The 22,418-nt window shown below is 70.9% G+C and carries 20 protein-coding genes; 12 read left to right on the top strand and 8 right to left on the bottom strand.

Going from position 1 to position 22,418, the window contains the following annotated elements; all coding sequences use genetic code 11:
- Positions 1–77: 77 nt before the first annotated feature.
- The 7 genes from shc to O3W51_RS28670 are packed head-to-tail and all read left to right on the top strand — an operon-like array spanning position 78 to position 9,470.
- Positions 78–2,090 carry a squalene--hopene cyclase gene (shc, locus tag O3W51_RS28700; protein ID WP_164295571.1) on the top strand — a complete coding sequence of 671 codons (2,013 nt, stop codon included), beginning with the start codon at positions 78–80 and terminating at the stop codon, positions 2,088–2,090.
- Positions 2,087–2,680 carry a phosphorylase family protein gene (locus tag O3W51_RS28695; RefSeq protein ID WP_138358818.1) on the top strand — a complete coding sequence of 198 codons (594 nt, stop codon included), beginning with the start codon at positions 2,087–2,089 and terminating at the stop codon, positions 2,678–2,680. The genes shc and O3W51_RS28695 overlap by 4 nt, the downstream gene beginning before the upstream one ends.
- Before the next feature lie 5 nt (positions 2,681–2,685).
- Positions 2,686–3,711: an adenosyl-hopene transferase HpnH gene (gene hpnH / locus O3W51_RS28690; protein ID WP_138358820.1), complete on the top strand. Its 1,026-nt coding sequence runs from the start codon at positions 2,686–2,688 to the stop codon at positions 3,709–3,711.
- A 17-nt stretch (positions 3,712–3,728) separates the two neighbouring features.
- On the top strand, positions 3,729–4,886 hold the full coding sequence (gene ispG / locus O3W51_RS28685; RefSeq protein WP_138358832.1) for a flavodoxin-dependent (E)-4-hydroxy-3-methylbut-2-enyl-diphosphate synthase: 1,158 nt from the start codon (positions 3,729–3,731) through the stop codon (positions 4,884–4,886).
- A gap of 36 nt (positions 4,887–4,922) precedes the next feature.
- Entirely contained in the window at positions 4,923–6,848 is a 1,926-nt protein-coding gene (dxs, locus tag O3W51_RS28680; RefSeq protein ID WP_138358822.1) for a 1-deoxy-D-xylulose-5-phosphate synthase, read from the top strand.
- A complete protein-coding gene (locus O3W51_RS28675) occupies positions 6,835–8,259 on the top strand; it encodes an aspartate aminotransferase family protein (protein ID WP_138358824.1) in 1,425 nt (474 codons plus the stop codon). Before dxs ends, O3W51_RS28675 begins: the two co-directional genes overlap by 14 nt.
- A 17-nt stretch (positions 8,260–8,276) precedes the next feature.
- Entirely contained in the window at positions 8,277–9,470 is a 1,194-nt protein-coding gene (locus tag O3W51_RS28670) for a serpin family protein (RefSeq protein WP_269287690.1), read from the top strand.
- Between the two features lie 15 nt (positions 9,471–9,485).
- Here O3W51_RS28670 and O3W51_RS28665 read toward each other — a convergent pair whose 3' ends face one another.
- Positions 9,486–10,340 carry a tyrosine-protein phosphatase gene (locus O3W51_RS28665; RefSeq protein WP_443048349.1) on the bottom strand — a complete coding sequence of 285 codons (855 nt, stop codon included), beginning with the start codon at positions 10,338–10,340 and terminating at the stop codon, positions 9,486–9,488.
- Between the two features lie 163 nt (positions 10,341–10,503).
- On the opposite strand from O3W51_RS28665, the gene O3W51_RS28660 reads away from it, so the two are divergent.
- Positions 10,504–12,603: an alpha-galactosidase gene (locus O3W51_RS28660; protein WP_138358828.1), complete on the top strand. Its 2,100-nt coding sequence runs from the start codon at positions 10,504–10,506 to the stop codon at positions 12,601–12,603.
- 79 nt (positions 12,604–12,682) lie between these two features.
- Positions 12,683–13,474 carry an SGNH/GDSL hydrolase family protein gene (locus tag O3W51_RS28655; protein ID WP_138358830.1) on the top strand — a complete coding sequence of 264 codons (792 nt, stop codon included), beginning with the start codon at positions 12,683–12,685 and terminating at the stop codon, positions 13,472–13,474.
- Between the two features lie 84 nt (positions 13,475–13,558).
- Here O3W51_RS28655 and O3W51_RS28650 read toward each other — a convergent pair whose 3' ends face one another.
- Entirely contained in the window at positions 13,559–14,023 is a 465-nt protein-coding gene (locus O3W51_RS28650; protein WP_138358234.1) for an ATP-binding protein, read from the bottom strand.
- A gap of 136 nt (positions 14,024–14,159) precedes the next feature.
- Between O3W51_RS28650 and O3W51_RS28645 the strand changes: the two genes are divergently transcribed.
- The 3 genes from O3W51_RS28645 to O3W51_RS28635 all read left to right on the top strand — a co-directional run bounded on the left by O3W51_RS28645 (position 14,160) and on the right by O3W51_RS28635 (position 16,140).
- Positions 14,160–15,026, top strand: coding sequence for a helix-turn-helix domain-containing protein (locus tag O3W51_RS28645; RefSeq protein ID WP_138358236.1), 867 nt, complete (start codon positions 14,160–14,162; stop codon positions 15,024–15,026).
- A 3-nt stretch (positions 15,027–15,029) separates the two neighbouring features.
- Positions 15,030–15,263 carry a DUF397 domain-containing protein gene (locus tag O3W51_RS28640; protein ID WP_138358238.1) on the top strand — a complete coding sequence of 78 codons (234 nt, stop codon included), beginning with the start codon at positions 15,030–15,032 and terminating at the stop codon, positions 15,261–15,263.
- Positions 15,264–15,333: 70 nt separating this feature from the next.
- Positions 15,334–16,140 carry an SAM-dependent methyltransferase gene (locus tag O3W51_RS28635; RefSeq protein ID WP_269287688.1) on the top strand — a complete coding sequence of 269 codons (807 nt, stop codon included), beginning with the start codon at positions 15,334–15,336 and terminating at the stop codon, positions 16,138–16,140.
- Here the strand turns inward: O3W51_RS28635 and O3W51_RS28630 are convergent.
- Genes O3W51_RS28630 through O3W51_RS28605 form a run of 6 tightly spaced genes read right to left on the bottom strand, consistent with a single transcriptional unit; the run spans position 16,113 to position 22,309 of the window.
- Entirely contained in the window at positions 16,113–17,021 is a 909-nt protein-coding gene (locus tag O3W51_RS28630) for an STM4011 family radical SAM protein (RefSeq protein ID WP_269287697.1), read from the bottom strand. The genes O3W51_RS28635 and O3W51_RS28630 overlap by 28 nt on opposite strands.
- A 38-nt stretch (positions 17,022–17,059) precedes the next feature.
- Positions 17,060–18,475: an STM4012 family radical SAM protein gene (locus O3W51_RS28625; protein ID WP_138358244.1), complete on the bottom strand. Its 1,416-nt coding sequence runs from the start codon at positions 18,473–18,475 to the stop codon at positions 17,060–17,062.
- Positions 18,472–19,284 (bottom strand): STM4013/SEN3800 family hydrolase, encoded by an 813-nt coding sequence (locus O3W51_RS28620; protein WP_138358290.1) that lies wholly within the window; start codon positions 19,282–19,284, stop codon positions 18,472–18,474. The genes O3W51_RS28625 and O3W51_RS28620 overlap by 4 nt, the downstream gene beginning before the upstream one ends.
- A 1-nt stretch (position 19,285) precedes the next feature.
- A complete protein-coding gene (locus tag O3W51_RS28615) occupies positions 19,286–20,425 on the bottom strand; it encodes an STM4014 family protein (RefSeq protein ID WP_138358246.1) in 1,140 nt (379 codons plus the stop codon).
- A complete protein-coding gene (locus O3W51_RS28610) occupies positions 20,406–21,356 on the bottom strand; it encodes an STM4015 family protein (protein WP_138358248.1) in 951 nt (316 codons plus the stop codon). The genes O3W51_RS28615 and O3W51_RS28610 overlap by 20 nt, the downstream gene beginning before the upstream one ends.
- A complete protein-coding gene (locus tag O3W51_RS28605; RefSeq protein WP_138358250.1) occupies positions 21,353–22,309 on the bottom strand; it encodes an STM4015 family protein in 957 nt (318 codons plus the stop codon). Before O3W51_RS28605 ends, O3W51_RS28610 begins: the two co-directional genes overlap by 4 nt.
- Between the last annotated feature and the right edge of the window lie 109 nt (positions 22,310–22,418).

Below are 22,418 nucleotides of genomic sequence, written 5' to 3'. Positions count from 1 at the left end.
CACGTCGCCGACCAAGCACGTGTAACGGTCGACGGCAGCCCCAACACCGCAGAAGTCTCAACTGCAAAGGGGAAGCCATGACAGCGACGACCGACGGCAGTCCGGGGGCCCCAGCCCCCCAGGCACCTTCGGCCAGCACCACCTCGGCACCGCACCCCGTACACGTCGGTGGTGCCGAGGCGGCGGCGGAGCGCGCCGCGCAGCGCGCCGCCGCCAACCTCCTGGCAGCCCAGCATCCCGACGGGTGGTGGAAGGGCGACCTCGAGACCAACGTGACGATGGACTCCGAGGATCTGCTGCTCCGTCAGTTCCTGGGTATCCAGGACGAGCGGACCACGCAGGCCGCCGCCCGCTGGATCCGCTCGCTGCAGCGTGACGACGGTTCCTGGCCCACCTTCCACAGCGGGCCGGGGGACCTGTCCGCGACGGTCGAGGCGTATGTCGCGCTGCGGCTGGCGGGCGACACGCCGGAGGCGCCGCACATGGCGAACGCCTCGGCGTGGGTGCGCGAGGCCGGTGGTGTCGTCGGGGCCCGGGTCTTCACCAGGATCTGGCTGGCCCTGTTCGGCTGGTGGCGGTGGGAGGACCTCCCCGAGCTGCCGCCGGAGATCATCTACCTTCCCAAGTGGTTCCCGCTCAACATCTACGCCTTCGGCTGCTGGGCCCGGCAGACCATCGTCCCGCTCACCGTCGTCGCCGCCCACCGGCCGGTCCGGCCGGCGCCCTTCGGGATCAGCGAACTGCACAAGGACCCCGCGCAGCCCAATCCGCCGCGCCCGCCCGCACCGCTCGCCAGCTGGGACGGCCTGTTCCAGCGGCTGGACCGGGCCCTGCACCTGTACCGCAAGGTCGGCGTCCGGCCGCTGCGCCGTACCGCGCTCAAGGCCTGCGCGCGCTGGATCATCGAGCGCCAGGAGGACGACGGCTGCTGGGGCGGGATCCAGCCGCCCGCCGTGTACTCGGTGATCGCCCTGCATCTGCTCGGCTATGAACTCGACCATCCGGTCGTGCGGGCCGGGCTCGACTCGCTGGATCGTTTCGCCGTGTGGCCGGACGAGGACACCCGCATGATCGAGGCCTGTCAGTCCCCGGTCTGGGACACCTGTCTCGCCACCATCGCGCTGGCCGACGCGGGGGTGGCGACCGACCACCCGGCGCTGGTCAAGGCGGTCGACTGGATGCTCGACGAGCAGATCACCAAGCCGGGCGACTGGGCGGTCCAGCGGCCGGGGCTGCAGCCGGGCGGCTGGGCGTTCGAGTTCCACAACGACAACTACCCGGACATCGACGACACCGCCGAGGTCGTGCTGGCCCTGCTGCGGGTCCAGCACCCCGATCCGGGACGGGTCGACGCCGCCGTGGAGAAGGCCGTCCGCTGGAACATCGGCATGCAGTCGAAGAACGGCGCGTGGGGTGCGTTCGACGCCGACAACACCAGCGCGTTCCCCAACCGGCTGCCGTTCTGCGACTTCGGTGAGGTCATCGACCCGCCGTCCGCCGATGTCACCGCGCATGTGGTGGAGATGCTGGCCTCGCTCGGCCTTGAGGACGACACCCACACCCGGCGCGGCATCGACTGGCTGCTGGCCGAACAGGAGGACAGCGGGGCCTGGTTCGGCCGCTGGGGCGTCAACTACATCTACGGCACCGGCTCGGCGGTGCCCGCGCTGGTGGCCGCCGGTCTCCCGGTGAGCCACCCCGCCGTCCGGCGGGCCGTCGGCTGGCTGGAGAGCGTCCAGAACCAGGACGGCGGCTGGGGCGAGGACCTGCGCTCCTACTCCGACCAGGAGTGGATCGGCCGCGGTGTCTCGACCGCCTCGCAGACCGCCTGGGCGCTGCTCGCCCTGCTGTCGGCGGGCGAGCGCGACAGCGACGCGGTGGAGCGCGGGGTGCGCTGGCTCGTCGACACCCAGAAGGCCGACGGATCCTGGGACGAGCCGTACTTCACCGGGACCGGGTTCCCCCGGGACTTCTCGATCAACTACCACCTGTACCGGATGGTCTTCCCGCTCACGGCGCTCGGGCGCTATGCGCGGAGCGAACCGCTCGGAGTCATCGGCAACGTGACGAAGGGGAAGGCGGCCGGATGACGGCTCTGCTGGTCGTCTGCGCTCTCGGCGTCGAACGGTTCGCCCTGCGGGGCGGGGACCGGACCGGCGCCGCGGGGCCCGTCGCCCTGCTGCGTACCGGCATGGGACCGCAGGCCGCCGACCGGGCCGTCACCGAAGCACTGCGCGCCCCGGAGCTGCGGGACGCGGCGGTGCTCGCCACCGGATTCTGCGCCGGGCTCAGCCCCGGCATGCGCCCCGGCGACCTGGTGGTCTCGGACGAGACCCACGGGGCCGGACAACTGGCCGCCGCGCTCGAAGCGGCGGGGCACACCGTTCACACCGGACGCCTGGCCGGGTCCGACCATGTCGTACGGGGCGCGGAACGCTCCGTTCTGCGGTCGACAGGAGCGATCGCGGTCGATATGGAATCCACCGCAATACTCCACGCCGCCCTGGCGCGCGGACCGCGGCCTGTCGCCGCCGTCCGCGTTGTTGTCGACACTCCCGAGCATGAATTGCTCCGTGTCGGCACGCTGCGCACCGGAATTACCGCATTCCGCGTGCTAAGGGCTATTCTTCCTGCCTTTTTCGAATGGCACCGTACTACCGCTGTGCTCTCCTGGAGGTGAGCTAGATGGCTATGCCGCTCCGCCAGTCCATCCGGGTCGGAACGTACCTCATGGAACAGAAGCTCCGACGCCGTGACAAGTTCCCCTTGATCGTGGAACTGGAGCCGCTGTTCGCCTGCAACCTGGCCTGCGAGGGCTGTGGAAAGATCCAGCACCCGGCGGGAGTTCTCAAGCAGCGCATGCCGGTCGCCCAGGCGGTCGGCGCGGTGCTCGAATCCGGTGCCCCGATGGTGTCCATCGCCGGTGGTGAGCCCTTGATGCACCCTCAGATCCACGAGATCGTGCGTCAGTTGGTGGCCAAGCGGAAGTACGTCTTCCTCTGCACCAACGCGCTGCTGATGCGCAAGAAGATGGACAAGTTCACGCCGTCCCCGTACTTCGCCTTCACGGTCCACATCGACGGGCTGAAGGAGCGGCACGACGAGTCGGTCGCCAAGGAGGGTGTCTTCGAGGAAGCGGTCGAGGCGATCAAGGAGGCCAAGAAGCGCGGCTTCCGGGTCACCACCAACTCGACCTTCTTCAACACCGACACCCCGCAGAGCATCATCGAGGTCCTCGACTACCTCAATGACGATCTGAAGGTCGACGAGATGATGATCTCGCCCGCCTACGCCTACGAGAAGGCGCCCGACCAGGAGCACTTCCTCGGCGTCGAGCAGACCAGGGAGCTGTTCAAGAAGTCCTTCGCGAACGGCAACCGCAGGAAGTGGCGGCTCAACCACAGCCCGCTTTTCCTGGACTTCCTGGAAGGCAAGGTGGACTTCCCGTGCACCGCCTGGGGCATCCCCAACTACTCGCTCTTCGGCTGGCAGCGCCCCTGCTACCTGATGAGCGACGGGTATGTGCCGACGTACCGGGAGCTCGTCGAGGAGACCGACTGGGACAAGTACGGCCGCGGCAAGGACCCGCGCTGCTCCAACTGCATGGCGCACTGCGGCTACGAGCCGACCGCCGTACTCGCCACGATGGGCTCCCTCAAGGAGTCGCTCCGCGCCGCCCGTGAGACGGTGGCCGGAAACCGCGGGAAGTGACGAGCGCGATGTCGGGAATCGAGCCGGTAGCGCTCGGCCTGCCCGCCGTACCGTCCCGCCCGCTCTCGGTGCGCCGCCCCTCGCGGCGCATCGAGGTCGGGTCGGTCCCGGTGGGCGGGGACGCCCCGGTGTCGGTCCAGTCGATGACGACGACGGTGACCGCGGACGTGAACGCGACGCTGCAGCAGATCGCGGAGCTGACGGCCGCCGGCTGCCAGATCGTCCGGGTGGCCTGCCCTTCGCAGGACGACGCGGACGCGCTGGCGGCGATCGCGAGGAAGTCGCAGATCCCGGTGATCGCGGACATTCACTTCCAGCCGAAGTACGTCTTCGCGGCGCTCGACGCCGGCTGTGCGGCGGTGCGGGTGAATCCCGGGAACATCCGGCAGTTCGACGACAAGGTCAAGGAGATCGCGAAGGCGGCGGCTTCGGTCGGCACCCCGATCCGGATCGGTGTCAACGCGGGTTCGCTGGACCGCCGGCTGATGGAGAAGTACGGCAAGGCGACTCCTGAGGCGCTGGTGGAGTCGGCGCTGTGGGAGTGCTCGCTGTTCGAGGAGCACGGTTTCCGTGACATCAAGATCTCGGTGAAGCACAACGACCCGGTCGTGATGGTCAACGCCTACCGGCTGCTCGCCGGCAGGTGCGACTACCCGCTGCACCTGGGTGTGACCGAGGCCGGTCCCGCGTTCCAGGGCACCATCAAGTCCGCCGTCGCGTTCGGCGCGCTGCTGTCCGAGGGCATCGGCGACACCATCCGCGTCTCGCTCTCCGCCCCGCCGGTCGAGGAGGTGAAGGTCGGCATCCAGATCCTGGAGTCGCTGAATCTGCGGCAGCGGCGGCTGGAGATCGTGTCCTGTCCGTCGTGCGGGCGGGCGCAGGTCGACGTCTACACGCTCGCGAACCAGGTCTCGGCCGGTCTGGAGGGGATGGAGGTGCCGTTGCGCGTCGCCGTCATGGGGTGCGTCGTCAACGGTCCGGGGGAGGCCCGGGAAGCGGATCTCGGTGTCGCGTCCGGCAACGGCAAGGGCCAGATCTTCGTCAAGGGCGAGGTCATCAAGACCGTGCCGGAGTCGAAGATCGTGGAGACCCTGATCGAAGAGGCGATGAAGATCGCCGAGCAGATGGAATCCGACGGCGCGTTCTCCGGGGTACCGGAAGTCACTGTCGGCTGACCGCAGCAATCCCGGTAGGGGGGAACGAGGTCCATCGTGTCGATACTGGAGAACATCCGGGGCCCGCGCGACCTGAAGGCACTGCCCGAATCCCGACTCGACGAACTCGCCGCCGATATCCGCCACTTCCTCGTGCAGGCGGTGGCGAGAACCGGCGGCCATCTCGGACCCAACCTGGGCGTGGTCGAGCTGACCATCGCCCTGCACCGGGTCTTCGACTCGCCCGCCGACCGTGTCCTGTGGGACACCGGTCACCAGTCCTACGTCCACAAGCTGCTCACCGGGCGGCAGGACTTCTCGAAGCTGCGCGGCAAGGGCGGCCTGTCCGGCTATCCGTCGCGCGCCGAGTCCGAGCACGACGTCATCGAGAACAGCCATGCCTCGACGGTGCTGGGGTGGGCCGACGGCCTCGCCAAGGCCAACCAGGTGCTCGGCAAACAGGACCACGTGGTCGCGGTCATCGGTGACGGCGCGCTGACCGGCGGTATGGCCTGGGAGGCGCTGAACAACATCGCCGCGGCCAAGGACCGGCCGCTGATCATCGTCGTCAACGACAACGAGCGCTCCTACGGGCCGACGATCGGCGGCCTCGCCAACCACCTGGCGACGCTGCGCACCACCGACGGCTACGAGCGCTTCCTCGCCTGGGGCAAGGACCTCCTGCAGCGGACCCCGGTCGTGGGCCAGCCGCTGTACGAGTCCCTGCACGGCGCGAAGAAGGGCTTCAAGGACGCCTTCGCCCCGCAGGGCATGTTCGAGGACCTGGGGCTGAAGTACGTCGGACCGATCGACGGCCACAACATCGCGGCCGTCGAGTCCGCGCTGCGCCGCGCCGCGCGCTTCCACGGACCGGTGCTCGTGCACTGCCTGACCCAGAAGGGCCGCGGTTACGCGGCGGCGGAGCAGGACGAGGCCGACCGCTTCCACACCGTCGGCGCCATGGACCCGCTCACCTGCGAGCCGCTCGCGCCGTCCAACGGCCCCTCGTGGACGTCGGTCTTCGGCGCCGAGATGCTGCGGATCGGCGCGGAGCGCCCGGACGTCGTCGCCATCACCGCCGCCATGCTGCAACCCGTCGGGCTAGGCGCCTTCGCCGCCGCGTTCCCGGACCGGATCTACGACGTCGGTATCGCCGAGCAGCATGCCGCCGTCTCGGCGGCGGGCCTGGCCACCGGCGGGCTGCACCCGGTGGTCGCGGTGTACGCGACGTTCCTGAACCGCGCGTTCGACCAGGTGCTGATGGATGTGGCGCTGCACAAGTGCGGTGTGACGTTCGTGCTGGACCGGGCGGGCGTCACCGGTGTGGACGGCGCTTCGCACAACGGCATGTGGGACATGTCGATCCTCCAGGTCGTGCCCGGGCTGCGGATCGCCGCCCCGCGCGACGCCGACCAGCTGTGCGCCCAGCTGCGCGAGGCCGTCGAGGTCGACGACGCGCCCACCGTCGTCCGGTTCCCCAAGGAGACGGTCGGTGCGGCGGTGCCGTCCCTGGAGCGGATCGGCGGGCTCGACGTCCTGCGCCGCGACCTTCGCCAGGACGTGCTGCTGGTATCGGTCGGCGCCCTCGCCGGCACCTGCCTGGCGGTCGCGGACCTGCTGGACGAACGCGGCCTCGGCGTCACGGTCGTCGACCCCCGCTGGGTCAAACCGGTCGACGCCGCGCTGCCACCGCTCGCCGCCGGGTTCCGCATGGTGGCGGTCGTCGAGGACAACAGCCGTACCGGCGGCGTCGGTTCGGCCGTCGCGCAGGCACTGCGGGACGCGGACGTCGACGTACCGCTGCGCGACTTCGGCATCCCGCAGGACTTCCTGGCCCATGCCAAACGCGGCGAAGTGCTCGCCGACATCGGACTCACCCCGGCCGAGATCGCCGGCCGGATCAGTGCCACACTCGCCCGCCGCAACGGGGCCGGCGACGTGGGCGACGCAATCAAGGAGCTGGCACCCGATGACACCGTCTGAGTCGCAGCCCGTCGGACCACCATCCGTGGCCAAGGGCTTCGACCTCGCGACCCTCCTCGCCGAACGCGGCGGCGAGCGCTACGACCTGCACACCCGGCACCTCAACCACCAACTGCCGCGCATGCTGCACACCATCGGCTTCGACAAGGTCTACGAGCGGGCCGAGGGCGCGCACTTCTGGGACGCCGAGGGCCAGGACTATCTCGACATGCTCGCCGGCTTCGGGGTGATGGGCCTGGGCCGGCACCACCCCGTCGTCCGCAAGGCGCTGCACGACGTCCTGGACGCGGGTCTCGCCGACCTGACCCGCTTCGACTGCCAGCCGCTGCCCGGACTGCTCGCCGAGAAGCTGCTCACCTACAGCCCGCACCTGGACCGGGTGTTCTTCGGCAACAGCGGCACCGAGGCCGTCGAGACCGCGCTGAAGTTCGCCCGCTACGCCACCGGCAGGCCGCGGATCCTGTACTGCTCGCACGCCTTCCACGGGCTGACGACGGGGTCGCTGTCCGTCAACGGCGAGGACGGCTTCCGCGACGGCTTCGCCCCGCTGCTGCCCGACACCGCGATCCCGCTCGGCGATCTGGAGGCGCTGGAACGGGAGTTGAAGCGCGGTGACGTGGCCGCACTGATCGTGGAGCCCATCCAGGGCAAGGGCGTCCATGAGACCCCGCCCGGCTACCTCCGCGCCGCGCAGGAACTGCTGCACAAGCACAAGGCGCTGCTGATCGCCGACGAGGTGCAGACCGGCCTCGGACGGACCGGCGACTTCTACGCCTACCAGCACGAGGCCGGGGTCGAGCCCGATCTGTTGTGCGTCTCCAAGGCGCTGTCGGGCGGCTATGTGCCGGTCAGCGCCACGCTCGGCAAGGACTGGATCTTCAAGAAGGTCTACTCCTCGATGGACCGGGTCCTGGTGCACTCCGCCAGCTTCGGTTCCAACGCCCAGGCGATGGCGGCGGGGTTGGCCACCCTGTCCGTCATGGACGACGAGGGCGTCGTCGCCAACGCCCGGCACACCGGCGACCTGTTGCGCACCCGGCTGGCCGCCCTCGTCGACCGCTACGAGCTGCTGCGCGAGGTGCGCGGGCGCGGGCTGATGATCGGTATCGAGTTCGGCAAGCCGACCTCCCTGGGCCTGCGCAGCCGCTGGGCGATGCTCCAGGCCGCCCGCAAGGGCCTGTTCGCGCAGATGGTGGTGGTGCCGCTGCTGCAGCGGCACCGGATCCTCACTCAGGTCTCGGGCGATCACCTCGAAGTCATTAAGCTGATCCCTCCGCTGATCATCGACGAGTCGGACGTGGACCGCTTCGTCGAGGCGTTCACCGCCGTGATGGACGACGCGCACGGTGGCGGCGGGCTGATGTGGGACTTCGGGCGGACGCTGGTCAAGCAGGCGGTCGCCAATCGGTGAGAACGGGGTGGCGAGTGATGGACACGGCGACGGTGCGGGCGGTCAACGCGTTGACGGCGCGGTGGGCGGGGGTGGCGGTCACGCCGGGAAAGGGCACCGCGTTCAGCGCGGTCGGCGTCTGGCCGTTGCTGGCCTTCCTCGGCGGTGCGGCGGACGGCCCGGCCCGCGCTGAGCTCGAGCAGGCGCTCGGTGTGCCCGCGCACCGCGCCATCGAGCACGGCCGCGCGCTGCTGGAGGCGCTGGGCGCGGCCGACGGCATCGACACGGCACTGGGCGTCTGGACGAAGCGGGAGGTGCCGCTGCGCGAGGACTGGGTGGAGCGCCTTCCGCCCACCGTCGCCGGCCGGCTGACCGGCGACGCGGCCATGGACCGCAAGGAACTCGACGCCTGGGCCGCACGCAACACCGGCGGTCTGATCGAAGAGATGCCCGTCGAACTGGAAGCCTCCACGCTGATGGTGCTCGCGAGCGCGCTGTGCGTGCAGACCAGGTGGCAGCAGCCGTTCACGCCGACCACTCTGCAGCCAAAGCGCGGCCCCTGGGCGGAGCGCAAGGTCGCGGGGCTGTCCAGGTCCTGCTCCGACCTGGCTTTGCTGGGCCTCGCGGCGACCCCGGCCGGAGCGCTCACCGTCCTGGACGTCCAGGGTGCGAACGGCATCGACGTCCGGCTGCTGCTCGGCGAGGAGACTGCCGGGGCCGGTGACGTGCTCCGGGCGGGTACCGAGGTGCTGGCCGGGGCGCACGAGGTGGTACCCGGCGGGCGGCTGGCCGAGGGCATCCCGGGTCCCGGGATCGCGATCCAGAAGATCACCAGCTTCAGCTCCGACCCGCAGCTGTACACGACGACCGCGGCCTTCACCGTCAGCGACGACCACGACCTGCTGCAGCGAGCGGAGTTGTTCGGCCTCGACGCGGCCCGCGACACGAGCCGCGGTCACTTCCCGGGGGTCAGCGAGGTGCCGCTGGCGGTGGCCGGCGCCCGGCAGTCGATCACGGCCTCGTTCAGCGCGGAGGGATTCCAGGCCGCGGCCGTGACCGCCTTCGCCATGACCGCGGGCGCGGCACCGCAGAAGAAGGCGAAGTTCGTGGCCGTGACCTTCGACCGCCCCTTCGGCTTCCTCGCCGTGCACCGCGCCACCGGGCTGGTGCTGGCCGCGGGCTGGGTCACCGACCCGCACGACGCGGTCGTCGACGAGCGGTGGAGCTGGTGACCCGGCGGGCGTGTCTCAGGCGTCCGTGAGGAGCAGCTCGCGCAGTCGCGCGCGCCGCTCCTCCGTACAGCCCAGGCCCTCGGAGAGATAGCGGTCGACGGAGCCCCAGTGCTCGTCGATGGTGTCGAAGGCGGCGGTCAGGTATTCCAGCCGGGCCTCGAAGAGCGGGCTGAGGAGCTTCATGATCTCCGGGTCGATGGCGGAGCCGGTGGCGCCGTCACCGCGCTGGACCTTGTAGCGGCGGTGGGCCGCGTTGCTCTCCAGGTAGTCGGCCTCGATCTCGGCGCGGTCCACGCCGAGGGCGAGCAGGATGATCGCCATCGACGTACCGGCCCGGTCCTTGCCCGCGGCGCAGTGCAGCAGGGCCGGGACGGCGGGCTCCTCGGCGAGCAGTTCCAGCATGCGGCTGTGCTGGGCGGTGCGGTCCAGGATGAGCTGCCGGTAGGCGGTGGTCATCCGCTCGGCGCCCTTGCCGTCGCCGAGGGCGTCGCGCAGCGCGTCCAGGTCGCCGTCGCGCACGGTGTGCCAGAAGTCGGCTCCGTGAGCTGGGTCGCTGAGCGGCATGTTGCTGTTCTGGACGCCTGGCAGATCGACGTCGGGGCCTTCCATCCTGATGTCGTCGGCGTTGCGGAAGTCGAAGATCGTGTGCAGACCGAGGGTGGCCAGGAAGGCCGCGTCCTCGTCGGTGGTGTGCGCGAGGTGACCGCTGCGGAACAGCTTCCCCGGCCGGACCCGGCGACCGTCGGCGGCGCGGAGACCGCCCACGTCACGGAAGTTTCGGACACCGGTCAGTACCGGCTCGGCACAGGTCGCGGTGCCGGTCCCTGCTTCGGTGTCGGTGGCGGGGGTCTGCGGCAGCTGCTGGGTCACCGGCGCTCCTTCGGGTCACGGCTCAGAGCTCGGGGCTGAACCTCAGCCGACGATACGACACCGGCTCCACCGACGTACCGGCCGGTATGTGTCCGCCGCGCCATTGCCTTCGGGTTCCGCCCGCGTAACGATGTTCGGACATGATCGGAAAAGGGGAGTTCTGATGATCGAGACGGGCGGAACCGGGCGGCTGTGGCTGCTCTCGGGTCCCGGCAGCAGCTACGCCGTGCATCTGACCGAGCGCGACGAGCTGCTTCATCTGCACTGGGGCGCCCGCATCCAGCTCGCCGACGCCGAGGCGCTGGCCGCGGAACCGCTCCCTGACGGGAGCTCCTTCGAGTCGGCGCTCGACGGCCACGAGGAGTACCCCGTCGAAGGCGGCCCGCGCTTCGTCCGGCCCGCGCTATCGGTCCGTGACGCCACGGCGCGCGGTACCGAATGGTGCTTCGAGGAGGCCGAGACCGAGGACGACGAGCTGCGGCTGCACTTCCACGACTCCGTCCACCATCTCGACCTGACGCTGCACTACCGGGTCCGCGCGGGATCCGACGTCGTCGAGCGCTGGACCACCGCCACCCATGTGGCCAACGGACACACCGGCGCCGTCGAGCTGCTGCGCGCCGATTCCGCCGCCTGGACCCTGCCGGAACGCGACGGCTGGCGGCTGTCGCACCTGCACGGCCGCTGGGCGGCCGAGACCCGGCTGGCGAGGACCGCACTCACCGCCGGTGAGAAGGTGATCGGCAGCCGGCGCGGCCACACCGGCCACCACCACCTGCCGTGGATCGGCCTCGACGCGGGCGACGCGGGCGAAGAGCAGGGCGAGGTGTGGACCGCCGCGCTGGCCTGGTCCGGCTCCTGGCGCATCGCCGTGCAGCAGCTGCCCGACGGCCGGGTGCAGGCCACCGGCGGCGCCGGGCACGACGACGCGGGACTGGTGCTGCTCGAGCCGGGGGAGTCCTTCACCACCCCGGTCTTCGCCGGGCTCCACACGGACGGCGGCTTCGGCGCCGCGAGCCGCGCCTGGCACGCCTACCAGCTGGCCCATGTGATCCCGGACGCCGGGCAGCCGCGGCCGGTGCTCTACAACTCGTGGGAGGCGACCCGCTTCGACGTCGGCGAGGAGCAGCAGCGCGAACTCGCCCGCCGGGCCGCGGCGATGGGCGTCGAGCTCTTCGTCGTCGACGACGGCTGGTTCGGTGCCAGGACCAGCGACCGCGCCGGACTGGGCGACTGGACCGCCAACCCCGACCGGTTCCCGAACGGGCTCAAGCCGCTCGCCGACGATGTGCACGCCCTCGGCATGCGGTTCGGCATCTGGGTGGAACCGGAGATGGTCAACCCCGACAGCGACCTGTACCGAGCGCATCCGGACTGGGTGCAGCACCACACCGGACGACGGCGCACCGAGTTCCGCAACCAGCTGATCCTCAACCTCGCCCGCGAGGACGTGCGCGAGTACCTGTGGGAGCAGTTGGACGCGCTGCTGCACAGCGCCCCCGTCGACTACGTGAAGTGGGACTTCAACCGGTGCTTCACCGACGCCGGCTGGCCCGGTGAGCCGTACCCGCAGCGGCTGTGGGTCGACCATGTGCAGGGGCTGTACGGGCTGCTCGACCGGCTGCGGGCCGCACACCCCGGCGTCGCCTTCGAATCCTGCTCGGGCGGCGGCGGCCGGGTGGACCTCGGGATCCTGTCCCGTACCGACCAGGTGTGGACCTCGGACAACACCGACCCGCTGGACCGGCTGCCGATCCAGCACGGATTCAGTCAGCTGCACCCCGCCCGGGTGATGGCCGCCTGGGTCACCGACAGCCCCAACAGCATGCTCAACCACCGTGCCAGCAGCCTGCGCTTCCGCTTCGTGAGCGCCATGGCCGGGGTGCTCGGCGTCGGCGGCGACCTGACGGCGTGGAGCGAGGAGGAACTGGCCGAGGCCAAGGACTGGGTCGAGCTCTACAAGGCGATCCGGCCCGTCGTGCAGTACGGCGACCTGTACCGGCTGCGCGCGCCCGGAGACGGCGGGCTCAGCGCCGTGCAGTACGTGCGCGGCGACGAGATCGTCGTCCTCGCCTGGCTGCACTCCCAGTCCTTCGGCGAACCCCAGCCGCCGCTGCGGCTGCGCGGCCTCGACCCGGCGTCCGCCTACCGGGATCCCGCCACCGGAACCGTGCACCGCGGCGCCGTGCTGGCCACCCGCGGACTGCGGACGGGGCTGGTCGGCGACCTGGACGCGGCCGTATTCCGGCTGCGCGGAATATGACCTCGTGTTCTAAATCACGCCACGTCAACCCCCGGTTACGATGGCGTAGGTCACTTCCGGAAGGGGAGTATGGGCTGCCGTGGCTGACGATTCGAAAACAAACAACAGTGGCGCGATCGGGTCGTACACCGCGGTGGGGGACAGCTTCACCGAGGGCGTCGGCGACCCGGGTCCTGACGGCGCTTTCGTCGGCTGGGCCGACCGCCTGGCCGTTCAACTCGCCGATCGGCGCCCCGAACACGACTTCCGCTATGCCAACCTCGCCGTGCGCGGCCGGCTGCTCGACCAGATCGTGGCCGAGCAGGTACCGCGCGCCAGGGAGCTCGCACCGGACCTGGTGACGTTCTGCGCGGGCGGCAACGACATCCTCCGGCCGGGCAGCGACCCGGACGACGTGGCCGAGCGGCTGGAGGCGGCGGTCGCCGACCTCACCTCCTCGGTCGGCACGGTGCTGATCTGCACCGGCTTCGACACCCGTGACGTCCCGGTGCTGCGCCATCTCCGCGGCAAGATCGCGACGTACACGGCGCACGTCCGGTCGATCGCGGACCGCCAGGACTGCCCGGTGCTCGACCTGTGGTCGCTGCGCTCGGTGCAGGACCGGCGGGCGTGGAGCGGCGACCGGCTGCATCTGTCCCCGGAAGGCCACACCCTGGTCGCGCTGCGCGCGGCGCAGGTGCTCGGCCTTCCCGTGTGCGCCGACCCCGAGCAGGCCTGGGAGCCGGAGCCGGTACGGGCTCCGGGCGAGGTACGGCGCGACAACATCCACTGGGCCCGTGAGCACCTGGTGCCGTGGATCGGCCGCCGGTTGCGCGGCGAATCCTCCGGCGACCACGTCGAGCCCAAGCGGCCCGACCTGCTGCCGCTGTAGGCAGCGGGCGGGAGTTGCGGGCCCTCGGCCTCGGCCTGCGGGCCGTCGTCCGTAGGCCGGCCGGCGGCGGCGGTGCGGGGACGGTCAGGGGTGGCGGAGGGCGGGCAAGCAGGGCAGCTCGGCCCAGACCACGCGCCCCTCGCCGTCCTCGGCCGGGCCCACTCCCCAGGACTGCGCCAGGACGCTGACGAGCAGCAGTCCGCGACCGCACTCCTCGTCGACATCGGCGGTGCGGGTGCGCGGCTCGGTCCGCCCGTGCCCCTGGTCGGTGACCTCGACGCGTAGCACCCGGCCCAGCGCCAGCAGTGAACAGGTGATCTTCTCGCTGTCCGTGTGGCGGACGGCGTTGGTGAACAGCTCCGTCACCACCAGTCCCGCGTCGTCGGTGACTTCGAGATCCACACCCCAGTCCCGCAGACGCGCGCGGACGCGGCCGCGCGCATCCGCCACGGAGGCGTTCTGCGCGGGAAGCCGGAAGACGTCATAGCGGCCGGGATGGGTCGGGCCGTCATGACGCGCTACCCGGAGAGCGTCTTGGGAAGCAGCCACTCCGCAACTATGAGGGTCGCGCCGAACACATGGCAAGGTCCGATCTGTAAATTACACAATCGTCTGTACGGTCTGTTCGGTCCACTGACGGCATGGCACACTGCCTACCACCGAGGGAAGTTGGAGGAGGAGGCTCGTGGCGGAAGCACGGCCGGGAGGCGCCCCGACCGTACTGCGGGTGGTGCTCGGCAAACGACTCCAGGACCTGCGGGAGAAGGCGGGCCTCTCCTACGAGCAGGCCGGCCTGGCTCTCGATGTCACTCATGCCACGATCCGCAGGATGGAGAAGGCCGAGGTCGGCCTCAAACTGCCCTACGTCGAGAAGCTGCTGCAGACCTACGGAGTCACGTCTCCCACCGAGGTCAGCGGCTTTCTCGCGCTCACCCGCGAGGCGAACCGGCCCGGCTGGTGGCACCGCTTCCGTGACGTCCTGCCGGAGTGGTTCAGCGCCTTCGTCAGCCTGGAGGGCGAGGCCAGCATCATCCGCGCCTACGAGCCGCACTACGTGCCCGGGCTGCTGCAGACCGAGGAGTACACGCGTGCGGTGCTGTGGGCCGGCCTGCCGCACGCCTCCGTCGACGAGATCGACCGCCTGGTGGCACTGCGCCTGGAGCGCCAGGCGCTGCTCACGCGGGAGAAGGCACCCCTGCTGTGGGTCGTGATGGACGAGACGGTGCTGCGCCGTCCCATCGGCGGCGTGGACGTCATGCGCGCCCAGATCGCGCACCTGGCCGACCTCACCGAGCTCCCCAACGTCCGGCTGCAGGTCATGCCGTTCACGGCCGGCCCGCACTCCGCGATGTACGGGCCCTTCCACATCTTCCGGTTCGAGATCCAGGAACTCCCGGACATCGCCTACACCGAGAGCCTGATCGGCGGCGCGTACTTCGACGAACGCGACGACGTGTCGGCCTTCCTGGAGGCGCTGGACCGGATGTGCGCGCAGGCCGCGCCGGCACAGAGCACCAAGGCCATCCTCGGTGGCATTCGCAAGGAGATCTGACCCATGGGTCGCATATACAACGGCATGCCCGCGAAGGACCTCGGTCACGAGGGCTGGCGGAAGCCGTGGAGCGGCGGCAACGGCGGCAGCTGCGTCGAGGCCAAGAAACTGAACGACGGCCGGGTGGCGCTGCGCCAGTCCACCGACCCCGACGGCCCGGCGCTGATCTACACCGATCTTGAGATCTCCACATTCATCCGGGGCGCGAAGGCCGGCGAAGCGGACTTCCTGCTGTGACTGCCCCGACCGTGCCGAGTAACGCCGCCGTTGTCGCGGCCGAGCGAACAGAACCGAACCGGAGGACGGCGTGACCGATCAGGGATTCCCCGCCGAGAAGATAGACACGGGCCGGCCCCACCCCGCCCGCATGTACGACTTCTACCTCGGGGGCTGGGACAACTACGAGGTCGACCGGGAGGCCGCGCAGCGCGTCATCGACGCCGTCCCCGACATCATCCCCAGCGCCCGCGCGAACCGGGACTTCCTCCGGCGGGCCGTCGGCTTCCTGGTGGACAACGGCATCCGCCAGATCATCGACATCGGCACCGGCATCCCCACCTCGCCGAACACCCATGAGGTCGCGCAGGGTCTCTCCTCCGACGTGCGGGTCGCCTACGTCGACAACGACCCCATCGTCGCGACCCACGCCGGAGCCCGGCTGACCGGTTCGGGGAACACCGGCTTCTTCCTGGGCGACGTGCGCCGGCCGCGCGGCATCCTGGACCACCCGACCATCAGTGAGCTGATCGACTTCGACCAGCCGGTCGCCGTGCTCCTCGTCGCCGTACTGCACTTCATCACCGACGCGGAGGACCCGGCCGCCATCGTCGCCACCCTGCGCGACGCGCTGCCGGACGGCAGCTACCTGGTGCTGTCGCACGCCACGGCCGACTTCCACGGCGGCAGCTTCCCCGAGGTCAGCAAGATCTACAACAAGGCCACCGCGACCATGAACGTGCGGCCGCACAAGGAGATCGAGCCGTTCTTCGACGGCTTCACGCTCCTGGAACCGGGCCTGGTGCAGGTGCCCTTGTGGCGCCCGGACACCCCGCTCCCGGAACCGGCGGAGCTGAGCCGGATCGGCTTCTACGGCGGGGTCGGCCGCAAGGGCTGAGCAGGTACGAGGGTCAGGGCGGGCCGGACACGTGGGGCCGGGTCGGCCGGGATCCGCTCCAGAACGCCGCCCGCGAACGTGTCGTACAGCGGCAGCGACTCCAGATGGACGTAGCCGATGTGGCACTCGCAGACGGCGAGCGGGCACGCCCGCGGCCGCAGCGCCCTGCGGTACGAGCCGTCGTAGAGACTGCCGAGCTCGGCGGGGACGAAGTGACAGCGGCGGACGGTGCCTTCGCCGTCCACCGAGATCACCGACTCGCCGGTGCGGCAGGGCAGCCCCGCGCTGCGGTGCGGATGGCGGCTGTAGGGGAAGAGCGGGTCGATGGCCGTCCACTCGTCCGCCTCGGCGTCGGTGTACGTGTGACCCTCGGCCGCGTTGATCCACAGGTAGACATGCGCGGGGAGATCGGCGCGCAGCCGCCGGGCCTCGACGAGGTGCTCGGGGAGGCCGACGACGCCCACGCTGTGCCGGACCGAGCGGTCCGCCAGATCCCGGCACTTGGCGAGGAACCGGTCGTACGGCGTCTGGCCGGGGTGGTACGTGCACCACAGGGCGAGGGTGCCGGGGTCGGCGTCCTCCAGCCAGTCGGTGCGGCAGCTGAGGTTGGTCTGGATCGCCACCCGCCGGATGTGCGGCAGGTGGCTCAGCTCCGCGAGGGTGCGCCGGTACCAGGAGCGCACCAGGCCCTCGCCCCAGGGCGTGAAGAGCAGCGACAGCCGGTCACCCGTCTGTGCCGTGGCCCAGCCGGCGAAGCGCTCCAGGGCGGCGCGGTCGGCGCGCAACTGCTCGCGGCTGTCGCGGCGCTTGGCGAACGGGCAGTAGGGGCAGTCGTAGTCGCAGCTCGCGAGCGGGCCGCGGTAGAGGATCGACAGATCCATCGGGGTCTGCGAGACATCTGGGTTGTCCGGTTGGGGCTTCATTTCGCGTCGTACTCGGCCATGAGGGCGCGGACGGGGTCCGAGAACAGCGCGGGGCCGACCGCGTCGGAGTGCGCCAGCCCTTCCGCGGACAGCCGCAGCCGCTCGGGGGCGGCCGCACCGTCGAGCCAGCCCGCGGCGGCGAACCGGCCGAGTTCGACGGGGAAGTCCTGCTCGGGGCCGGTGCCGAAACGTGCCCGGTAGTCGTCCACCGGCATGCCTTCGGCCTGGAGCAGCGACTGCAGCAGATGGCGGCGGCGGGGCTCGTCCCCGTTCATCCGCCGGCCGAACTCGGCGACGGCGAACTGCTGGGCGGAACGGGTGGTGTAGTCGTCGATGATCGACCGGATCTCACTCATGCCGACCGCGTAGTCGAACGAGTAGTGCAGTGCGGAGGTGTACGAGCGGGCGCCGCAGCCGAGGCCGATCATGCCGTCGGTCTGGCACGCGTAGTCCTCTCCGCCGGTGGCGGGCGCGCCCCGGCGGCGGAACATCCGCATCGACACCTGCTCGTAGCCCCGGTCGAGGAGGTGGTCACGGCCGAACCGGTACAGGCGCAGCCGCTGCTCGTCCCAGGCCGTCTCCGCGTCGGCCGTTCCCGCGCCGGTGCCGGTGTCCGTGCTGCCGCCGAGGCGGCCGAGGCCGGTCAGCGGGCGTACGTAGAGCGGATAGAGGTACAGCTCCTCGGGCTGCCAGGCGAGCGCGGCGTCCAGGGACCGTTGCCAACTGCGCTCGGTCTGACCGTCGATGCCGTAGATCAGGTCGATGTTGAGGACGGGGATGCGGGCGTCGCGGATCCGGGACAGCGCCGCCTCGACGTCGGCGCGCCGCTGCGGGCGGACCGCCGCGCGCGCCTCGGTGTCATCGAAGCTCTGCACTCCGAGGCTCAGGCGGGTCGTGCCGCGGTCGGCGAGGACCGCCAGCCGGTCGGCGGTCGCCGTGGCCGGCGACGCCTCGACCGACAACGGGATCGCCCGCAGGTCGGCGCCCATGCGCAGTTCGGCGATGTCGCAGAGCCGCTGCAGCTCGCCGGCGTCCAGGAACGTCGGTGTCCCGCCGCCGAAGGCCGCCGCCGCGAAGCGCGGTTCGCCGCCGGCCGCGTCGAGCGCCTCACGGACCGCGCCCGCCTGGCGCTCCAGGGCGTCGAGATAGCGGGTGGTCAACCCCTCGGGGGCGCCGATCCGGGTGAAGAGGTTGCAGAAACCGCACCGCACCTCGCAGAACGGTATGTGGGCGTACAGGGAGAGCGTGCCCACCGGTTCGCCCGCCCACAGGTCACGCAGTGGTGGGCGGTCCTCCAGCTTCCGGTACGCGGTCTTGTGCGGGTAGGCATAGACGTAGCTCTCGTACGGCCGGGTGCCTGTGCCTGTGCCTGTGTCGATGGAGGTCGCGGGGTCGATCGTCGTGGTGCTCATCGCTGTGCCTCGGCCTCAAGGAAGAAGTGGGCGTAGGGGACGGTCCAGACGGCCTCATGGCCGAGCCGGTGGCCGGTGAAGCCGTCGTCGCCGTACGTGGTGCCATGGTCGGAGCAGACGATCGCGAAGCAGCGGCGGCGGCTGCTCGCCGCCGTGAACAGCCGGCCGATGTGCCGGTCCACGTACTCCAGCGCGGCGGCGTGCGTCGCGCGGGAGTCGCCCGCCTCGCGGGTGGCGCCGGGCAGATGGAACCAGTTGGGCTGGTGCAGTGCCGAGACGTTCACGAAGAGGAAGAGCCGCTGCTCGTCGGGCAGCCCGGCGACGACCTCCTCGGCGCGGGCGATCTGCGCCTCGAAGGAGGTGGGGGAGGGCACGCCGAACTCCGGCTCCCAGTGGCTCTCCTGGAACATCCCGGGCAGCACGGAACCCAGTGGCGCCTGTTTGTTGAAGAAGCCGACGCCGCCGATGCACACCGTCCGGTACCCGGCCGCCGCCAGACCCGACACCAGGTCCGGTGTGTCGAACACATAGGTGCCGTCCGCTGTCGTCTCACTGCCGGCGAAGCGGGCCGCGAAGAGCCGCGGATGCGGTCCCGGGGTGGCCGGAGTCGGCAGGAAACCGGCGAAGATGGCCTGGTGGGAGGCGTAGGTGAAGCTACCCGGCGCATGCCGCCGCTCCCAGCCGCCGGTGGGCAGATGGGCGGCGAGATGCGGGATCCGGCCCGCGGCCGCCAGCTCCTGGGCCACGTCGTAGCGCAGCGTGTCCAGGGTGACGAGCAGCAGGTCGTGACTGCCCACGATCTCGTTCATCTCAAGCGGCGGCTGTGGCACGGTGGCGCTCCCTGCGTAGAACGGCGGCCACCTGGGCGGCGTAGGTGTCCTGCTCCTCGGCACCGCTGCCGGGCAGGCCCGTCAGACGCGGCAGCAGGTCGCCGAAGGCGTTGACCTCGCCGACGGCGAAGCGCCGCCAGCCGGTGCCGGGCAGTACGTCGACCCCGACGCAGAGTGTCCCGGGGAAGCAGGCCGCGGCCTGTTCGGCGATGCCCGTCACCGTTTCCCAGCCGAGTCCGGCCGCTTCGGTGGCGGCGCGCGCCGCCGCGAGGTCCCCGCGGGCGCCGCCGAGATGGAGATTGGTCATCGGGGAGCGGCTGGTGCGCACCACCGCGTGGGTCGCCCTGCCGTCCACCACGACGACCCGCAGATCGGCGGCCCTGCCGTGCTGCGCGGCCTTGGGCAGCCAGCGCTCCACCTGCAGACCGTCCCCGGCCAGCGTGTCCACCATGGGGGCGACCTCGCGCTCGTCCTCGTAGCGACGTACGCGCAGCGAGTTGAAGAGCCGTCCGTCGGTGGTCCGCTCCACCGACGTCGTCGCCCTGAGCCGGCCGGGCCCGCCGAACTCGAGGGCGATCACGCCCGACGCGGACGAGCCGTGCGCGGGCTTGACGAAGGCGCGCGGCATGCGCGCCGCGCGCAACTGCTCCCTGAGGTCGTCCCAGCCGTGCACGGGCGCGGTGAGCGCCGGCGGTACCGGAACGCAGGCCGCCAGCAGCCGGGCGTGGCAGCGCCGCTTGTCGAACAGCACGGCGACGTCCTGCGGATCGTCGAGCAGGGTGGCGCCCGCCTCCACCGCGGCCCGCGCCACCTCCCGTACCGCGTCGGTGAACCGCCGGTACCAGACGGCACTGCCCTCGACTCGGGTCGGATCGCCGCCGCCGCGCAGTGCTCGGTCGACCTCGGGGTCCTCGCCGGGGGAGTCCACCCGCACGACCTCGCCCGGCGTGAACCCGTACGCCCCGCGCAGCACATCGCGCCAGGCCACGATCCGGGGCGCGGGGAGCCCAGCGGCCCGCACGGCGTCGGCGAACATCGTCACCCGGCGGTTGCCGGGATTCCCGACGACGGCGAAACGGACTTCGGAGCGGACAGCGGAGCTACTCGGAGACGGCGACATAGCGCCACTCCTCGTCATCGCCCTCATCCTCCGGGCTCTCCTGCTCGGAGAGGTCCACCGTCACCCCGGCGGCGCCCAGTTCACTGCTGACGCGCTCCATGACCGCGTCGCTCAGGTAGTGGTGACTCAGGTCGAGACGGGTCAGATGGGTGAGCGGCTGACCGCCGAGCAGGGCGGCAGCACCTTCGTCGCTGAGCACACCCATCGAGAGATCGAGCGAGGTGAGCTGGGCGACGACCGGGGCGGCGGCCACGGCCGCGGCGATCTCGTCCTGCAGTTCGCTGTTCTGCAGCCCGAGATGGCGCAGGGCCGGGAAGCGGCCGCCGGCCAGCAACGGGGCGAGGTCCGCGACCGTGGAGTCCCCGCCGTACTCCTCGACGCCCAGCCACAACTCCAGGTGTTCCAGGGCGGGGAGCTCGCTCGCGGCCACCGCGCGCACGACGTTTCCCGGCAGCCCGCCGGACTCGAACCGCAGCACGCGCAGCGCGGTGTGCCGCACGGGGGCCAGGACCAGGGCGTCGTCCCCGGTGTTGCCGCCGCGCACGCCCAGCTCCTCCAGGAGCGGGAAGGCCTCCAGCACGGGCGTGATGTCGGCCATCAGAAGCCAGGAGATCTCGCAGGACTCGCCCTCCACATCGGCGAGGAACAGCGCGCGCAGACCGGGCAGCCGGGCCGCGTCGGCGACGATCAGCTCCACCACCGGGCCCAGACTCGTGTAGTCGCCGTCCCACCATGATCCGATCACCAGGGCGGTGACCCGCTCGGTGTCCACCGTGTCCAGGAAGCCGCGCCACAGTTCGGGGAACGCCGCGTCGGCGCCGTAGCCGCATTCCAGCCCCCAGGCGACGCTGTCCGCGGCCGGGAGGCCGGATGCGGCGCCGACCGGATGCGTCAGCGTGTGAACCGGCAGGCCGGCGAAGGTGTCCCTCATTCCGCCACCGCCGTGAAGCGGTGCACGACACCGTCGTTGTTCCAGCTGCGGCCCGGTTCCGACAGGTCGACCTCGACGCCGGCGGGCACCAGCGTGTCGCGCAGGCGTGCGGCGATCGGGTCGCTGAGGAAGTGGTGGTGCAGGTCGAGCCACTGCAGATGGGTGAGCGGCTGGCCTTCCAGCAGCGCGGTCGCACCCTCGTCGGTGAGAACGCCCAGGGACAGGTCGAGGGAGCTGAGCCGGGCCACCACCGGAGCGGCGGCGACCGCGGCGGCGATCTCGTCCTGGATCTCGCTGTTGCGCAGGCCCAGATGGTGCAGCGCGGGGAAGCCGCCGCCGGCCAGGATCGGGGCGAGATCGGCGAGGGTGGCGGTGCCGCTGTACTCCTCGACGCCGAGCCACAGTTCCAGATATTCCAGCGCGGGCAGCTCGCTCGCCGCGATGCCTCGGACGACCTCGGCGGGCAGACCGCCGGCCTCGAACGTCAGGGTGCGCAGGTGCTCGTGCCGCACCGCCGGGAACAGCAGGCCGGTGCCGCCACGGGCGCCGAACTCCCGCAGCTCCGGATAGGCCGCCAGGACGGGAGTGACGTCGGACTGCTCGATCCAGGAGATCTCGGCCTGCTCCTGCTCCAGGTCGCCGATGAACACGGCCTCCAGTGCGGTCAGCTGGTCCTTGGCGTCGACGAGGTCCTCGACGATCCCGGTGGAGTCGTCCTCGTAGGCCTCGCCCCACTGGCCGATGATGATCGCCCGCACCCGGGAAGGATCCACCGTGTCCAGGAACCGGTCCCAGACATCCCCGAACTCCTCGTCGGAGTCGTCGTCGTAGGGATCCGCGGCGAGCCGCCAGGCGACGGTCTCCGGCGCGGGCAGTTCGTCCTTGCTGTCGGGCCCGGGGAAGTCGAAGGCAGGAAGGCCGTGCAACTCCTGCAGATGCTCTACGGCTGACATGACGCTGGTCTCCTGACACGGGCGGGACTGGCCTGACGACTGATCTGGGCAAAGTTCTACCAAGCCGCACTGACAACGCGGACGGCGGGCGTTGTCAGACCGGCCACGT

Source organism: Streptomyces sp. H39-C1 (assembly GCF_027158125.1).
Classification (GTDB): Bacteria; Actinomycetota; Actinomycetes; order Streptomycetales; family Streptomycetaceae; genus Actinacidiphila; species Actinacidiphila fildesensis.
This window is presented reverse-complemented; position numbering and strand designations above follow the sequence as displayed.

Excerpts from the sequence above, each read along its gene's own strand:
- shc (WP_164295571.1), top strand. The coding sequence starts at position 78 with ATGACAGCGACGACCGACGGCAGTCCGGGGGCCCCAGCCCCCCAGGCA.
- O3W51_RS28695 (WP_138358818.1), top strand. The coding sequence starts at position 2,087 with ATGACGGCTCTGCTGGTCGTCTGCGCTCTCGGCGTCGAACGGTTCGCC.
- hpnH (WP_138358820.1), top strand. The coding sequence starts at position 2,686 with ATGGCTATGCCGCTCCGCCAGTCCATCCGGGTCGGAACGTACCTCATG.
- O3W51_RS28675 (WP_138358824.1), top strand. The coding sequence starts at position 6,835 with ATGACACCGTCTGAGTCGCAGCCCGTCGGACCACCATCCGTGGCCAAG.
- O3W51_RS28670 (WP_269287690.1), top strand. The coding sequence starts at position 8,277 with ATGGACACGGCGACGGTGCGGGCGGTCAACGCGTTGACGGCGCGGTGG.
- O3W51_RS28660 (WP_138358828.1), top strand. The coding sequence starts at position 10,504 with ATGATCGAGACGGGCGGAACCGGGCGGCTGTGGCTGCTCTCGGGTCCC.
- O3W51_RS28640 (WP_138358238.1), top strand. The coding sequence starts at position 15,030 with ATGGGTCGCATATACAACGGCATGCCCGCGAAGGACCTCGGTCACGAG.
- O3W51_RS28630 (WP_269287697.1), bottom strand. The coding sequence starts at position 17,021 with ATGGATCTGTCGATCCTCTACCGCGGCCCGCTCGCGAGCTGCGACTAC.
- O3W51_RS28625 (WP_138358244.1), bottom strand. The coding sequence starts at position 18,475 with ATGAGCACCACGACGATCGACCCCGCGACCTCCATCGACACAGGCACA.
- O3W51_RS28620 (WP_138358290.1), bottom strand. The coding sequence starts at position 19,284 with ATGAACGAGATCGTGGGCAGTCACGACCTGCTGCTCGTCACCCTGGAC.
- O3W51_RS28615 (WP_138358246.1), bottom strand. The coding sequence starts at position 20,425 with ATGTCGCCGTCTCCGAGTAGCTCCGCTGTCCGCTCCGAAGTCCGTTTC.
- O3W51_RS28610 (WP_138358248.1), bottom strand. The coding sequence starts at position 21,356 with ATGAGGGACACCTTCGCCGGCCTGCCGGTTCACACGCTGACGCATCCG.
- O3W51_RS28605 (WP_138358250.1), bottom strand. The coding sequence starts at position 22,309 with ATGTCAGCCGTAGAGCATCTGCAGGAGTTGCACGGCCTTCCTGCCTTC.